Genomic DNA, 15,813 nt, shown 5'->3' on the forward strand with positions numbered 1-15,813 from the left:
TAATACGGCTGAATAGCTATTTCTGTGCATTCATTATTTATTTCTAGAACTTTTATGTTGTTTTTAGTTAAAATAGGAGTAATTCTAGTTGAGAGAAGAATAGCTAAGTAGAGCTGAGAGGAGGAAATGATGTGAAAGAAAAATTAGTTTCAATCAAAGATGTTTCTTTTCAATATGATCAGGATGGACCATTTGCTCTAAAAAATGTTTCCTTTGATATATATAATGGTGAGTGGCTTGCTCTTGTCGGACATAATGGGTCTGGGAAGTCCACTCTTGCCAAGTTACTGAATGGCCTACAGTTTCCGACAGGTGGAGAAATCCTTGTTGATGGAGTTAAACTATCAGAGGATTCAATTTGGGATATCCGTCGTAAAATTGGAATGGTTTTTCAAAATCCAGATAATCAGTTTGTCGGAACAACTGTAAAGGATGATGTTGCGTTTGGACTTGAGAATAACGGAATTCCTCGTGAGGATATGGTCAAGAGAGTTTATGAATCTCTAGAGCTTGTCAATATGGGTTCCTTTCTTGAACAAGAGCCACATCATCTTTCAGGAGGTCAAAAGCAGCGCGTAGCCATCGCGGGAGTGATTGCTTTACGACCAGATCTTATCATTTTAGACGAAGCGACTTCTATGCTCGACCCTCGCGGAAGAGAAGAGGTACTTAATATTGTTCGTAAGCTAAAAGACGATCATAAATTGACCGTCGTCTCTATTACACATGATCTAGAAGAAGCAGCAAAAGCAGACCGAATGATTGTAATGAACAAGGGTGTCGTTTACCGTGAAGGGACACCTGAAGACATTTTTCAGTTGGATGAAGAGCTCGTACAGCTTGGATTAGACATTCCATTTCCTGTGAAAATTAGTAAGAACCTGAAGCAAAAAGGGATCGCATTATCAAAACATTTTCTAACAGAAGAAGAGTTGGTGACGGAATTATGGACATCTCACTTGAACAAGTAGAATATCGCTATCAGTTAAATACACCATTTGAAAGGTTAGCTATTCAGGATGTCTCATTTCAGATTCCAAGCGGCACCTTTCTTGCGTTAATTGGACACACAGGGTCAGGAAAATCTACGGTCTTGCAGCATTTAAATGCACTTCTTCAGCCTACGAGTGGGACGGTCATAATTGGTGAGCGAGAAATCGTAGGTGGAACAAAACAAAAGAATCTAAAGAATATCCGTCAAAAAGTAGGGATCGTTTTTCAATTTCCGGAACATCAGCTGTTTGAAGAAACAATTGAAAAAGATATTTGCTTTGGACCTATGAATTTTGGGGTAACAGAAGACGAAGCGAAGCAGCGTGCAAGGGAAGCAATTCAGCTTGTTGGATTGTCTGAAGAGCTTTTGGACAAGTCACCATTCGATTTGTCTGGTGGTCAAATGCGCCGCGTAGCCATTGCAGGGGTGTTAGCAATGGAACCGGATGTGATTGTTTTAGATGAGCCTACAGCTGGTCTAGATCCAAGAGGCCGCAGCGAGATTATGGATATGTTCTATGAGCTTCATAAGAAGCGAAATCTTTCAACCATCCTAGTTACTCATAGCATGGAGGATGCAGCTAAATATGCTGATCAAATCGTTGTCATGCAAAAAGGAAACGTATACCGTCAAGGAACACCTAAAGAAATCTTTGCCTCCCCAGAAGGCTTAATAGAGCTAGGACTAGACGTACCTGAAGTAGTAAGGTTTCAGCTGAAGCTGGAGAATACACTTAAGCATTCCTTTGATAAGGTATGCTTAACTCTAGATGAACTAACAGACCAAATTGATCTGTTAGTGAAAAGGAGGAACCACGTATGATGGATAAGATGATATTCGGTCGCTACGTACCTGCTGAATCAGCTATTCATCGGATGGATCCTCGATCAAAGCTCATTGTGGTTTTTTTGTTTGTCTGTATTGTGTTTCTCGCCAATAATATGTTGACATATGGGATTATACTTACCTATTCCATTATGATGGTAGGATTATCAAGGGTTCCATTTTCATTTATTATGGCAGGTTTAAAGCCGGTTATTTGGTTGGTTATTTTTACGCTTTTCTTGCACTTATTTTTAACAAAAGAGGGGCAAGTTCTGCTTGATTTTGGGTGGATTCAAATATATGAAGAGGGATTAAGGCAAGGGGTTTTTATTTCATTACGCTTCTTCCTCTTAATATTGATGACTTCCCTATTAACCTTAACCACCACACCTATTGAAATTACCGATGGACTTGAAACGTTATTGGCTCCATTAAATAAAGTGAATTTTCCTGTACATGAGCTGGCACTAATGATGTCCATCTCACTAAGGTTCATCCCCACTCTTATGCAGGAAACGGACAAGATTATGAAGGCGCAAACTGCAAGAGGTGTCGACTTCTCTAGTGGGCCAATCAAACAGCGTGCACGTGCGATTATTACGTTATTAATCCCGTTGTTTGTAAGTTCGTTTAAGCGAGCTGAAGAACTTGCTACGGCAATGGAGGCTAGAGGTTATAAAGGTGGAGAAGGTCGAACGAAATACCGCCAGCTTGATTGGAAGGGTATCGATACGGGTATGCTTTTATTACTAGGGGCACTTGCCATTGTGTTAGCATTATTAAGAGCTTAAGGAGAACATATGCAACGATATAAATGCATCGTCATGTATGATGGATCCCATTTTTTTGGCTATCAGGTTCAACCGAACAAGCGGACAGTTCAGCTAGAGATAGAAAGGGCATTAACAACACTTCATAAAGGAGAGTCTATCCGAATTCATGCATCAGGTAGAACCGATGCAGGCGTTCATGCAAAGGGACAGGTCATTCATTTTGACTCTCCTCTTTCTATTCCTGAGGAAAAATGGCCGAAAGCGCTAAACGCTCTTTTACCTACTGATGTTGTAGTGCAGAAGGTGGAAAAGGCAGAAGCTTCATTTCATGCGAGATTTGATGCTGTAGGAAAGCAATACCGCTATTTTGTTTACCAAGGAAAGACTAGAGACCCGTTTAAACATTCCTACCAATATTATTATCCATTTCTTTTAAACAAAGAGGCAATGGAGGAAGCTGCTCCATTTTTATTAGGAACTCATGATTTTACTAGCTTCTGTTCTGCCAAAACAGAAGTTGAGGATAAGGTAAGAGAGCTTACGAAAATAGAGCTTATAGAGGTTGAGGAAGGATTCATTTTTTGTTTTGAGGGAAATGGTTTTCTATATAATATGGTACGAATTTTAGTTGGTACGCTATTGCAGGTAGGAGCTGGAGAGCTGGAGCCAAAGGCTATGGAAGAAATACTAGCTAAGAAGGATCGTGGAGCAGCAGGAAAGACGGCACCCCCTCATGGTTTATATTTGTGGGAAGTGCATTATGAAAACTAGTAAGGGTTTAAAAAAAATTTGTATGACAACTAAACCTGGTGTAACATTTTCTTGACATTCTGTTTCCAAAGATATATCATATTTTAAGTGTGATATTTTAATACCACGATAAGCCCCGGAACTTATTGTGTTGATGAAAATATACGAAAATGATTTTTGGATTAATTATTAGGAGGGAAACTCATGCGTACTACGTTTATGGCTAACTCACAAAACATTGAGCGTAAATGGTACGTAATTGATGCAGAAGGTAAAACTTTAGGGCGTCTTGCTTCTGAAGTAGCATCAATTTTACGTGGAAAACATAAACCAACTTATACACCACATGTTGACACTGGTGATCATGTAATTATTCTTAATGCAGCAAAGATTGAACTTACAGGTAAGAAACTTACTGACAAAATTTACTACCGTCACAGCATGCACCCAGGTGGTTTAAAATCAAGAACAGCTCTTGAAATGAGAACAAACTACTCTGAGAAAATGCTTGAGCTTGCTATTAAAGGCATGCTTCCAAAGAATTCTCTTGGTCGTCAAATTTTCAAGAAATTACACGTATATGCTGGTAGCGAGCATCCGCACCAAGCACAACAACCTGAAGTTTACGAACTTCGTGGATAATTTTTAGGGAGGTTATTATTTTGGCACAGGTTCAATATATTGGTACTGGTCGTCGTAAGAGCTCCGTTGCACGTGTTCGTTTAGTTCCAGGCGACGGAAAAATCGTAATCAACGGTCGTGAAATCGAAAGCTATATTCCATTCGAAGCACTTCGTGAGGTTGTTAAGCAACCTTTAAACGCTACTGAAACTCTTGGTAGCTACGATGTTCTTGTAAACGTTAATGGTGGTGGATACACTGGGCAAGCTGGAGCAATCCGTCATGGTATCGCTCGTGCGTTACTTCAAGCAGATCCAGAATTCCGTCCAACATTAAAGCGTGCAGGACTATTAACTCGTGACGCTCGTATGAAAGAACGTAAGAAATACGGTCTTAAAGGCGCTCGTCGTGCACCTCAGTTCTCAAAGCGTTAATCTTTTCAATTCAAAGGCTCTCAAGCATATGCTTGGGGGTCTTTTTTATTGTTATTGGTTGATGGTCTTGGGAGGGGGACAAAGCTGATGGTCCAGTGTTTGTTAAAGTGAGCGTTCGCTCCTTTTATGAGCGAACGCTTATAAACCACTGAATTTCGCTCACATTTCTGTTCATTTCGCTCGTAATCGACAAGAAATCGCTCACCTTCGACAAAAATTCGCTCAATCTGAACCGTTTTTCGCTCATAATGGGGAATGGCAAAGGAATGTAGGCTTTAATAGGAGTAAATAGTGCTACTTTTTTCAATATAGAGGTAGGAAAACTTTCGTTTGTTGATATATTTGACTGAACGTAACATGAAATCCATCATTGGGAGAAGAACATCGCATTAGCAGAGCCACTGCATGCGTTTTCTTACTTTACATAATCGTCTATATTTCCATCTCATCGGTTTATTCACAAGAAAACCTCCTTAATACCCTTGAATTGATTTCTTATTGCTTAGTATATGCAAAATACGTAAAAACATAAGTCCTCGCCTGAAGAGAGAAAAATGGTAGCAAAATTGGAAATCGAATCCCCATCGCTTCTTGTATGTTCCTTTAAGAGGAGATAAAGACTATCCTTTAAGAGGTGAAAAGAAGTGAACGTCATTACAACCTTTTATGAAAAAAAACGTGAAAAACAGATAAAATATGAACGATCGATGCTTCGTGATCTTTCAATAAAAGCACTAAAGGAAAGTGTTCAGATGGCATTTGGGTCTTCTCGACTGACCTCTAGCCTAATGATGAATACAGGCATAGAGGAAGGCTGTTATGATGTGGCCATTGAAGCATATCTATTAGGTGCCCATTTTAGCCGTTTTGGCTATTATGGGGAAAGCCAGGATATGGTGAAAAGTCGCTGCTCTGATGAATATCAACACTTAGTAGATACCCTTTATAACTTTTTACTTTACTGGGGTGATGGGGAAGAGGGTCCATTAAGTGAGGATATGTATTATATATGTGAGCAGTATGTTAACAGGTGGTGGCTTGAAGGCATTCGGAATGGAGAGAAAAAGCATAAACTAAGATTGCATTAATTGAGCGATGTTGTTCTATCCCACCCACTTGTCCCATATATTGAAATGAAGAGGGACGAGCGGGAGGATGACCTAAGTATGAAAAGGAAAATAAAAATCAGTGCCTTTGTAATGGGCTTAATAACGTTATTTATCATCTTGCAATACGATTTCTCTGAGGATGATTCATGGAAATCATGGAATTTACCGCTATCAGGGAAAATTATCTTACTTGATCCGGGTCATGGCGGGCCAGATGGGGGAGCAGGAGACGAGGAAGCATTGGAAAAAGATATTGCACTAAACATATCTTTGCAGCTTCGTGATTACCTTCAGCAACAAGGGGCCCTAGTAATAATGACAAGAGAAGAAGATAAGGACCTTGCATCGGACGATACGAAAGGCTATAGCCGTAGAAAAGTTGAAGATCTGAAGAAGCGATTAGAAATGATTAATGATTCCGGATCCGATTTCTTTGTTAGCATTCATCTAAATGCCATTCCTTCTTCACGCTGGAGAGGTGCTCAAACCTTTTTTGCCCCACAACTCCAAGAGAATGAACAGGCAGCCAAGTTTATTCAAGAAGAGCTTCGAATTAATTTAGAGAATACAGATCGCAATGCAAAGCCCATTCAAAACGTCTACATTTTAAAGCATGCCGAAAAACCAGGCGTTTTAGTTGAAGTAGGCTTCTTATCAAATCCAGATGAAAAAAGGGACTTACAAAACGAAGTGTACCAGGAGAAAGTAGCGGCTTCAATTTATAAAGGTATTATGCGTCATTTTACAAATGAAGAAGAACTCCCAGACCCACAATGGGAGTAAAAAAAGCTTGAGAACACTCAAGCTTTTTTTACGTCATATTTTAGCTCTACAAACTGATTGTACCTATTTGTCTCTTTTAGATGAAGGTCCATTGAATAGTCCCCCTCTTTAAATAGAGGAATTCCTTCGCCCAATATAACGGGTGCAATCGTAACAATCATTTCATCCACTAATTTTTCTTTTAAAAAGGTGTGAAGCACCTCACCTCCCCCTACAATCCAAATACCTTTCCCTTCCGATTGCTTTAATGTATGTACAAACTCTGTCACGTTTCCTGACTGAAACTGAACAAATTCTGTATGTGGGTGAGGGCTTCTAGAGAACACAAAGCATTTTTTATTTTGATAGGGAAATTCCCCTTTCATCTCTTTCATGACCCAATCATATGTGCGCTTGCCCATAATAATGGTGTCGATGCCTTCATAAAACGATGAATATCCATTATCGCCTTCGCCTTCAACTGAAAACAGCCAATCCAATGAATCCTCTTTCGTCGCAATATACCCATCTAAACTCATAGCAATAAATAATTGAATCTTCCGTCGTTGATTCATAGCAACCTCCCAAAACGTATGTTTGGTTATTGTAGCATGTATAGGTGGAAATGCCAAAAAACATCCTTTTCCTTTATTATGATCGAATTTTTCGATTATAATAAAGAGGGTGTGATTGAATTAACTGTGATTTGCCTATATGCGTGTTATACTTGACTTGCAAACGAATACAAAAGGCGGTGTAGGAATGTTAACTGAAGCAAAAGTAAGAGACGTTCTTAAAGGGCTAGAGGAGCCATTTTTACATAGAACACTTGAAGAGATTCAGGCAATTGAGGAAATTAGCATTAAGGAAGAAAAGAACCATGTTAGTGTGAAAATTGCCATAGCGAAGACAGGAACAGCAGAGCAAATGCAGCTTCAATCTCAGATGGTTAGTCTGCTAAAAGAAGCAGGAGCAGATACTGTTGGTCTAAGGTTTACTGAGTTGTCAGAAGAAACATTAGCTAAGTTTCGTGTAGAAGCAAAAGAAGAGGAAGGCCTTCTATCTCCTACGAGTAAGACCACTTTTATTGCCATTGCGAGTGGGAAAGGTGGGGTTGGGAAATCAACCGTTTCAGTCAACTTAGCGGTGTCTCTTGCAAGACTAGGTAAAAAGGTTGGTCTTGTCGATGCGGATATTTATGGCTTTAGTGTTCCAGATATGATGGGAATTACACAAAGGCCTGTGGTTAGAGGTGAAAGAATTCTACCAGTTGAACGATTTGGGGTAAAAGTAATCTCAATGGGCTTTTTTGTCGAAGATAATGCACCGATTATTTGGAGAGGGCCTATGCTTGGGAAAATGCTAAACAGCTTCTTCAATGAGGTTGAGTGGGGCGATCTTGATTATCTATTATTAGACCTGCCACCTGGAACAGGAGATGTGGCTTTAGACGTACATACGATGCTGCCGAGCTGTAAAGAAGTAATTGTCACTACGCCACATCCAACTGCAGCATTTGTTGCGGCTCGTGCAGGGGCAATGGCTTTAAAAACCGATCATGAAATTCTCGGTATTGTAGAAAATATGTCGTATTTTGAAAGCAAAGTCACTGGGGAAAAAGAATTTGTATTTGGACAAGGTGGCGGTGAGAAGTTAGCAGATGAACTACAAACAGAAGTACTTGGGAAGCTTCCGCTTGCTCAGCCAGATTGGAATGAAGAAGACTTTGCTCCATCAGTCTACCAACAAGATCATCAATTAGGGAAGATTTATATGAATATTGCTGAGAAGGTAGTAACTGCATTAGATGAATAATAGAAAAAGGCCTCTTTTGGAAGAGGCCTTTTTCTATTGAAATAAGATAAACATCTAAGCTCCTTCACCGCCACCTTCTTCCGTGCCTTCACCAGCTTCTCCGCCGCCTTCTTCAGAACCTCCACCTTGTTCTTCCTCTTTCTTACCAGCTCCCGTTTCTTCTGCAGCTTTTATCAAAATATCTTGAATCTTTGTTTTGAAAAGAGGGCTTTCAAAGGTTTCGGTCATCACCTTTTGTAGATGCTCTCGATATTCTTTGCTTTTTAAAATGGTAGTCATTTGCTTCTCTAACTCTGGATCCTTAAGTACATCAATCATCATCCCTTGATATTCAGGGTCCTTCATTAAATCTTTCAACAGCTGCTCATTTTCCTTCTTCATACTTTTGGCAACACTTTCGGCAAATTTAGGATCTTCAAAGGATTTCTTCCAAAACTCAGCCCCTTTATCAGAGGTTAAGGTTTCTTCAATTGTAGAAGAGACAATGGCTTGATCCATTACGAGCTCTTGCTTCATCTTATCGTCAGACATAATTTCTTGAATGGCTTTTTTTCCATCATCCGTCTTTAATATATCAACAACCATCTTCTTTGTTTCTTCATATTCAAGCTGTCCTCCGCCGCCTTCATTCTGAGAACATCCAGAAATCACAAGGAGGAGAAGGAATGTACTACTTAAGAATTTTATCTTGGACATAAGCGTTAGCCCCTTTCGCAGAAATATCCTTAATGTTAGAATGAGAAATTTGCTAAATATTATTCGTTTGAATGAGAATCCCTAGATTTTTCAATGCATGGTTGGTACAATCTTAGAAGTGAGTATTTTATAATGGGGGAAAAAGAGAGTGAATAGCCGGAATTGGGTAAGGTTATTTTTATCCACCCTACTAGTTGGTGGAGTAACATCAGGGATTGTTGGGATTATTGTACGCTGGAATGAGTTTCAAACTTCTTTAACAACATTTGATTTTGTAGAAATGTTATCTGTTTTATTATGGTTAATTGGTGTTGGATTTATCTTTAGTATTATTAGCCAAATGGGCTTTTTTGCATATTTAACGGTTCATCGTTTTGGACTTGGAATATTTAAGTCAGCGAAATTATGGAATATTGTTCAAGTGGTTTTAATTGTATTTGCATTAGGCGATCTTGTGTACTTACGCTATAATGCGTTTGCAAAAGAGGGAGAGAGCATTTTCGGCTATATGGGTTTTGCTATCATCATCCTTGTCATTGGAGCTATAATAGCTGGCATTAAATCAAAGCAAACGAATAAGGGAGCCTTTGTACCTGCCCTGTTCTTTATGGTAGTTGTGACAATAATCGAATGGGTACCAGCGCTGCGCGTAAATAAGGAAAGCTGGTTATATATTATGCTATATTCGTTAATCGTTTGTAACGCTTATCAGTTATTAATTCTTCATAAATTAAATGAAAAAGGGAAAACAACAAACAAAAAGCCGTCCAAATAATGGGCGGCTTTTTATTTGCGCTTAGGCTCTTACTTTATTTCATTTGTTTTCGTATTTGCGTTAGCGATCATCTCAGATACAGTAACAAGCTTAAGTCCTTTTGATTTGAGGTCTTTTATAATAGCGGGTAAAGCAATTGCAGTCTGCTTGGCAGAGTCAGAAGCATGAAGCAAAATGATATCGCCTTTTTTCGCTTTAGCTACATGTTTGGTAATCTCCTCCACCCCAGGGTTCTTCCAATCCTTAGAATCTATACTCCAATGGACAAGTGTATATCCCATTTTCTCTGTAATCTTTAAGGTTTTTTGATCGAAGTGCCCAGTAGGTGCCCGAACAAGCTTAAGATCCTTTACGTTCAGTTTCTTAAAAGCTTCTTGAGCAAGTGCCAGGTCCCTCCTAATTTTTTCTTCTTCCAAATCTGTATATTCCACATAATTATAGCCTAGAACCCCAATTTCGTACCCTTCTTTGACGATTCGATTAACCAAATCTGGATGACTCTCAGCCCAAGCGCCTGAGAGGAAGAAGGTAGCGGCTTGAACGTTTTGCTCTTTTAGAATATCAAGTATAGGCTCTGCTTTTTCATCCCCCCAGCCAATATTAAAAGTTAAGCTAACATCTTTTTCCCCTTTATAAATTGCTTTCGGCTCATTGTTTGCGGAAAACACCGGAATGTTCACGATATTTTCCATATACAGAAACCAAGCTGTAAAAAAGGCGGCTACTACAATGAGCATGAACTGTTTCACTGACTTACCATTCATGACAAAAAAGAAATTCATATCCTCTCACCTCGTCCAATAGACTCCTTGTCTCCATCATATGATGGGGAAAATAAAATATGAAAAGAAGTTTAGATTCATAAAAAGTGATTTTTTGGAAAACACTACAAAAACCAAACTATCCAAAAGGAGCTGTTCTCATGCTAGGCATGCTTATTAATGAGAGAGAAATGAAAGAAATCCAATATCTAATTAAAAGGGAGATGGATGAAATCCTTTTTGATATGGGTGACGAGCGGATAGATCATATCGTGAAAAGAGCGATGAACGAGCGCTATGGAATTTTATTTAATTTGTTCAAGAGAGTCGCCACACCAAACGAGTGTTTAAAGTATATGAAGCTAAAACACCCGAAAGAAAAAGGAAGTTTTTAAATACATTTCATTTTTTTTATAAAAAGTGTTGACTCTATATTGTTATCTTGGTATATTAATAAACGTCGCTGATGAACAACGAAAATACTTCTTAAAAAAAGTGTTGACACGTTCAAAGTGAGATGATATATTGATAAAGTCGCTTATCGGCGACAATGATTGTTCTTTGAAAACTAAACGAACCATAACGTCAACGTTTTAAATTTGTTTTAACTATTGAGCTAATCAATACTCTTTAATGGAGAGTTTGATCCTGGCTCAGGACGAACGCTGGCGGCGTGCCTAATACATGCAAGTCGAGCGGATCTTTAAAAGCTTGCTTTTAAAGATTAGCGGCGGACGGGTGAGTAACACGTGGGCAACCTGCCTATAAGACTGGGATAACTCCGGGAAACCGGGGCTAATACCGGATAATGGCTCCTAACACATGTTAGGATTCTGAAAGATGGCTTCGGCTATCACTTATAGATGGGCCCGCGGCGCATTAGCTAGTTGGTGAGGTAACGGCTCACCAAGGCAACGATGCGTAGCCGACCTGAGAGGGTGATCGGCCACACTGGGACTGAGACACGGCCCAGACTCCTACGGGAGGCAGCAGTAGGGAATCTTCCGCAATGGACGAAAGTCTGACGGAGCAACGCCGCGTGAGTGATGAAGGTTTTCGGATCGTAAAACTCTGTTGTTAGGGAAGAACAAGTACCGTTCGAATAGGGCGGTACCTTGACGGTACCTAACCAGAAAGCCACGGCTAACTACGTGCCAGCAGCCGCGGTAATACGTAGGTGGCAAGCGTTGTCCGGAATTATTGGGCGTAAAGCGCGCGCAGGCGGTTCCTTAAGTCTGATGTGAAAGCCCACGGCTCAACCGTGGAGGGTCATTGGAAACTGGGGAACTTGAGTGCAGAAGAGGAGAGTGGAATTCCACGTGTAGCGGTGAAATGCGTAGAGATGTGGAGGAACACCAGTGGCGAAGGCGACTCTCTGGTCTGTAACTGACGCTGAGGCGCGAAAGCGTGGGGAGCGAACAGGATTAGATACCCTGGTAGTCCACGCCGTAAACGATGAGTGCTAAGTGTTAGAGGGTTTCCGCCCTTTAGTGCTGCAGCTAACGCATTAAGCACTCCGCCTGGGGAGTACGGTCGCAAGACTGAAACTCAAAGGAATTGACGGGGGCCCGCACAAGCGGTGGAGCATGTGGTTTAATTCGAAGCAACGCGAAGAACCTTACCAGGTCTTGACATCTCCTGACAACCCTAGAGATAGGGCGTTCCCCTTCGGGGGACAGGATGACAGGTGGTGCATGGTTGTCGTCAGCTCGTGTCGTGAGATGTTGGGTTAAGTCCCGCAACGAGCGCAACCCTTGATCTTAGTTGCCAGCATTCAGTTGGGCACTCTAAGGTGACTGCCGGTGACAAACCGGAGGAAGGTGGGGATGACGTCAAATCATCATGCCCCTTATGACCTGGGCTACACACGTGCTACAATGGATGGTACAAAGGGCTGCAAGACCGCGAGGTTTAGCCAATCCCATAAAACCATTCTCAGTTCGGATTGCAGGCTGCAACTCGCCTGCATGAAGCCGGAATCGCTAGTAATCGCGGATCAGCATGCCGCGGTGAATACGTTCCCGGGCCTTGTACACACCGCCCGTCACACCACGAGAGTTTGTAACACCCGAAGTCGGTGGGGTAACCTTTTGGAGCCAGCCGCCTAAGGTGGGACAGATGATTGGGGTGAAGTCGTAACAAGGTAGCCGTATCGGAAGGTGCGGCTGGATCACCTCCTTTCTAAGGATATTTACATGAAAGTTGACGCTTATGGTTCGTTTAGTTTTGAGAGAGCAATCTCTCTATAACAAACTCTCTTCTTATTATAGAAGAAAGTGAACTTGTTCCTTGAAAACTAGATAATGAAATATAGAAGAAAAAAGAATTACCGAGTAATCGCCAATCTTAAGATTTTCTCTAAACAAGAAATTAGAAGGTTTCAAGACGCGAGCAGGTCGAGGAAGCAACTGAGTGAGCACCGGAATGTACTTACGTACATGAGGAGCGGAGCGAAGGAAGCTGACGAAGAGATGCGATGTGTATTGAAAGCTTATAGGTTAAGTTAGAAAGGGCGCACGGTGAATGCCTTGGCACTAGGAGCCGATGAAGGACGGTACTAACACCGATATGCTTCGGGGAGCTGTAAGTAAGCTTTGATCCGGAGATTTCCGAATGGGGAAACCCTCTATCCGTAATGGGATGGAATCCTTATCTGAATACATAGGATATGGAAGGCAGACCCGGGGAACTGAAACATCTAAGTACCCGGAGGAAGAGAAAGCAAATGCGATTCCCTGAGTAGCGGCGAGCGAAACGGGATTAGCCCAAACCAAGAGGCTTGCCTCTTGGGGTTGTAGGACACTCTATACGGAGTTACAAAGGAACGGAGTAAACGAACAAGCCTGGAAAGGCTGGTCAGAGAAGGTAACAACCCTGTAGTTGAAACTTCGTTCCCTCTTGAGTGGATCCTGAGTACGGCGGGACACGTGAAATCCCGTCGGAAGCTGGGAGGACCATCTCCCAAGGCTAAATACTCCCTAGTGACCGATAGTGAACCAGTACCGTGAGGGAAAGGTGAAAAGCACCCCGGAAGGGGAGTGAAAAAGATCCTGAAACCGTGTGCCTACAAGTAGTTAGAGCCCGTTAATGGGTGATAGCGTGCCTTTTGTAGAATGAACCGGCGAGTTACGATTACATGCAAGGTTAAGTTGGATAGACGGAGCCGTAGCGAAAGCGAGTCTGAATAGGGCGAATGAGTATGTGGTCGTAGACCCGAAACCAGGTGATCTACCCATGTCCAGGGTGAAGTCCAGGTAACACTGGATGGAGGCCCGAACCCACGCACGTTGAAAAGTGCGGGGATGAGGTGTGGGTAGCGGAGAAATTCCAATCGAACTTGGAGATAGCTGGTTCTCTCCGAAATAGCTTTAGGGCTAGCCTCATGTAGTAAGAGTCTTGGAGGTAGAGCACTGTTTGGACTAGGGGCCCCCATCGGGTTACCGAATTCAGATAAACTCCGAATGCCAAAGACTTATCCATGGGAGTCAGACTGCGAGTGATAAGATCCGTAGTCGAAAGGGAAACAGCCCAGACCACCAGCTAAGGTCCCAAAGTATACGTTAAGTGGAAAAGGATGTGGAGTTGCTTAGACAACCAGGATGTTGGCTTAGAAGCAGCCACCATTTAAAGAGTGCGTAATAGCTCACTGGTCGAGTGACTCCGCGCCGAAAATGTACCGGGGCTAAACGTATCACCGAAGCTGTGGATTGACATCTACGATGTCAGTGGTAGGAGAGCGTTCTAAGGGCGTTGAAGCTAGACCGCAAGGACTGGTGGAGCGCTTAGAAGTGAGAATGCCGGTATGAGTAGCGAAAGATGGGTGAGAATCCCATCCACCGAATGCCTAAGGTTTCCTGAGGAAGGCTCGTCCGCTCAGGGTTAGTCGGGACCTAAGCCGAGGCTGAAAAGCGTAGGCGATGGACAACAGGTTGATATTCCTGTACCACCTCTTTTCCGTTTGAGCAATGGGGGGACGCAGGAGGATAGGGTAAGCGCGCTGTTGGATATGCGCGTCCAAGCAGTTAGGCCGGTAACGAGGCAAATCCCGTTACCATAAGGCGGAGCTGTGATGGCGAGGGAAATAAAGTACCGAAGTTCCTGATTCCACACTGCCAAGAAAAGCCTCTAGCGAGGAAAAAGGTGCCCGTACCGCAAACCGACACAGGTAGGCGAGGAGAGAATCCTAAGGTGAGCGAGAGAACTCTCGTTAAGGAACTCGGCAAAATGACCCCGTAACTTCGGGAGAAGGGGTGCTTTTTAGGGTGAATAGCCCTGAAAAGCCGCAGTGAATAGGCCCAGGCGACTGTTTAGCAAAAACACAGGTCTCTGCAAAGCCGCAAGGCGAAGTATAGGGGCTGACGCCTGCCCGGTGCTGGAAGGTTAAGAGGAGGGGTTAGCGTAAGCGAAGCTCTGAATCGAAGCCCCAGTAAACGGCGGCCGTAACTATAACGGTCCTAAGGTAGCGAAATTCCTTGTCGGGTAAGTTCCGACCCGCACGAAAGGCGTAACGATCTGGGCACTGTCTCAACGAGAGACTCGGTGAAATTATAGTACCTGTGAAGATGCAGGTTACCCGCGACAGGACGGAAAGACCCCGTGGAGCTTTACTGTAGCCTGATATTGAATTTTGGTACAGCTTGTACAGGATAGGTAGGAGCCTTGGAAGCCGGAGCGCCAGCTTCGGTGGAGGCATTGGTGGGATACTACCCTGGCTGTATTGAAATTCTAACCCACGCCCCTGATCGGGGCGGGAGACAGTGTCAGGTGGGCAGTTTGACTGGGGCGGTCGCCTCCTAAAGAGTAACGGAGGCGCCCAAAGGTTCCCTCAGAATGGTTGGAAATCATTCGTAGAGTGTAAAGGCACAAGGGAGCTTGACTGCGAGACCTACAAGTCGAGCAGGGACGAAAGTCGGGCTTAGTGATCCGGTGGTTCCGCATGGAAGGGCCATCGCTCAACGGATAAAAGCTACCCCGGGGATAACAGGCTTATCTCCCCCAAGAGTCCACATCGACGGGGAGGTTTGGCACCTCGATGTCGGCTCATCGCATCCTGGGGCTGTAGTCGGTCCCAAGGGTTGGGCTGTTCGCCCATTAAAGCGGTACGCGAGCTGGGTTCAGAACGTCGTGAGACAGTTCGGTCCCTATCCGTCGTGGGCGTAGGAAATTTGAGAGGAGCTGTCCTTAGTACGAGAGGACCGGGATGGACGCACCGCTGGTGTACCAGTTGTCTTGCCAAAGGCATCGCTGGGTAGCTATGTGCGGAAGGGATAAGTGCTGAAAGCATCTAAGCATGAAGCCCCCCTCAAGATGAGATTTCCCATAGCGCAAGCTAGTAAGATCCCTGAAAGATGATCAGGTTGATAGGTCAGAGGTGGAAGCATGGTGACATGTGGAGCTGACTGATACTAATCGATCGAGGACTTAACCAAATAAGAAAGCGAAGGCGACTGTACAACTTCGATAGAAGGTAGGAGCCGTAGCTGGACTAGTCAATTCAA

The 15,813-nt window shown here is 42.9% G+C and carries 14 protein-coding genes and 2 rRNA genes; 13 read left to right on the forward strand and 3 right to left on the reverse strand.

The window, feature by feature from the left end; translation table 11 throughout:
- Nucleotides 1-131: 131 nt before the first annotated feature.
- From LS684_RS00870 to cwlD, 8 genes are all read left to right on the forward strand, one after another.
- Nucleotides 132-971 (forward strand): energy-coupling factor ABC transporter ATP-binding protein, encoded by an 840-nt coding sequence (locus LS684_RS00870; protein WP_233809111.1) that lies wholly within the window; start codon nucleotides 132-134, stop codon nucleotides 969-971.
- Nucleotides 947-1,816, forward strand: coding sequence for an energy-coupling factor ABC transporter ATP-binding protein (locus LS684_RS00875; RefSeq protein ID WP_233809112.1), 870 nt, complete (start codon nucleotides 947-949; stop codon nucleotides 1,814-1,816). Before LS684_RS00870 ends, LS684_RS00875 begins: the two co-directional genes overlap by 25 nt.
- Nucleotides 1,813-2,610, forward strand: a complete 798-nt coding sequence (locus LS684_RS00880; protein WP_233809113.1) for an energy-coupling factor transporter transmembrane component T family protein — start codon at nucleotides 1,813-1,815, stop codon at nucleotides 2,608-2,610. Before LS684_RS00875 ends, LS684_RS00880 begins: the two co-directional genes overlap by 4 nt.
- Before the next feature lie 9 nt (nucleotides 2,611-2,619).
- Nucleotides 2,620-3,363 carry a tRNA pseudouridine(38-40) synthase TruA gene (gene truA / locus LS684_RS00885; protein WP_233809114.1) on the forward strand — a complete coding sequence of 248 codons (744 nt, stop codon included), beginning with the start codon at nucleotides 2,620-2,622 and terminating at the stop codon, nucleotides 3,361-3,363.
- A 183-nt stretch (nucleotides 3,364-3,546) separates the two neighbouring features.
- On the forward strand, nucleotides 3,547-3,984 hold the full coding sequence (gene rplM / locus LS684_RS00890; RefSeq protein ID WP_233809116.1) for a 50S ribosomal protein L13: 438 nt from the start codon (nucleotides 3,547-3,549) through the stop codon (nucleotides 3,982-3,984).
- 20 nt (nucleotides 3,985-4,004) lie between these two features.
- The gene (gene rpsI / locus LS684_RS00895) at nucleotides 4,005-4,397 is read left to right on the forward strand and encodes a 30S ribosomal protein S9 (RefSeq protein ID WP_233809117.1); all 393 of its coding nucleotides are present in this window, start codon (nucleotides 4,005-4,007) and stop codon (nucleotides 4,395-4,397) included.
- A gap of 644 nt (nucleotides 4,398-5,041) precedes the next feature.
- Complete coding sequence (locus LS684_RS00900) at nucleotides 5,042-5,485, forward strand: YbaK family protein (protein WP_233809118.1); 444 nt, start codon at nucleotides 5,042-5,044, stop codon at nucleotides 5,483-5,485.
- Nucleotides 5,486-5,563: 78 nt separating this feature from the next.
- On the forward strand, nucleotides 5,564-6,289 hold the full coding sequence (cwlD, locus tag LS684_RS00905) for an N-acetylmuramoyl-L-alanine amidase CwlD (protein WP_233809119.1): 726 nt from the start codon (nucleotides 5,564-5,566) through the stop codon (nucleotides 6,287-6,289).
- Between the two features lie 17 nt (nucleotides 6,290-6,306).
- On the opposite strand, the gene LS684_RS00910 is transcribed toward cwlD, so the two are convergent.
- Nucleotides 6,307-6,843 (reverse strand): dihydrofolate reductase family protein, encoded by a 537-nt coding sequence (locus LS684_RS00910; protein WP_233809120.1) that lies wholly within the window; start codon nucleotides 6,841-6,843, stop codon nucleotides 6,307-6,309.
- A 187-nt stretch (nucleotides 6,844-7,030) separates the two neighbouring features.
- On the opposite strand from LS684_RS00910, the gene LS684_RS00915 reads away from it, so the two are divergent.
- Nucleotides 7,031-8,083, forward strand: a complete 1,053-nt coding sequence (locus LS684_RS00915; RefSeq protein WP_233809121.1) for an Mrp/NBP35 family ATP-binding protein — start codon at nucleotides 7,031-7,033, stop codon at nucleotides 8,081-8,083.
- Nucleotides 8,084-8,137: 54 nt separating this feature from the next.
- Here the strand turns inward: LS684_RS00915 and gerD are convergent, their stop codons facing one another.
- The gene (gene gerD, locus LS684_RS00920) at nucleotides 8,138-8,779 is read right to left on the reverse strand and encodes a spore germination lipoprotein GerD (RefSeq protein WP_233809122.1); all 642 of its coding nucleotides are present in this window, start codon (nucleotides 8,777-8,779) and stop codon (nucleotides 8,138-8,140) included.
- A 148-nt stretch (nucleotides 8,780-8,927) separates the two neighbouring features.
- Between gerD and LS684_RS00925 the strand changes: the two genes are divergently transcribed.
- Nucleotides 8,928-9,554 carry a KinB-signaling pathway activation protein gene (locus tag LS684_RS00925; protein WP_233809123.1) on the forward strand — a complete coding sequence of 209 codons (627 nt, stop codon included), beginning with the start codon at nucleotides 8,928-8,930 and terminating at the stop codon, nucleotides 9,552-9,554.
- 29 nt (nucleotides 9,555-9,583) lie between these two features.
- Here the strand turns inward: LS684_RS00925 and pdaB are convergent, their stop codons facing one another.
- On the reverse strand, nucleotides 9,584-10,336 hold the full coding sequence (gene pdaB, locus LS684_RS00930; protein ID WP_233809125.1) for a polysaccharide deacetylase family sporulation protein PdaB: 753 nt from the start codon (nucleotides 10,334-10,336) through the stop codon (nucleotides 9,584-9,586).
- Between the two features lie 140 nt (nucleotides 10,337-10,476).
- On the opposite strand from pdaB, the gene LS684_RS00935 reads away from it, so the two are divergent.
- From LS684_RS00935 to LS684_RS00945, 3 genes are all read left to right on the forward strand, one after another.
- Complete coding sequence (locus LS684_RS00935; RefSeq protein WP_233809127.1) at nucleotides 10,477-10,710, forward strand: hypothetical protein; 234 nt, start codon at nucleotides 10,477-10,479, stop codon at nucleotides 10,708-10,710.
- A 235-nt stretch (nucleotides 10,711-10,945) separates the two neighbouring features.
- Nucleotides 10,946-12,496 (forward strand): 16S ribosomal RNA (locus tag LS684_RS00940).
- Between the two features lie 315 nt (nucleotides 12,497-12,811).
- Nucleotides 12,812-15,744, forward strand: a 23S ribosomal RNA gene (locus LS684_RS00945).
- The 16S and 23S rRNA genes sit together here, the layout of an rRNA operon.
- Nucleotides 15,745-15,813: the final 69 nt, after the last annotated feature.

Source organism: Cytobacillus spongiae, from assembly GCF_021390075.1.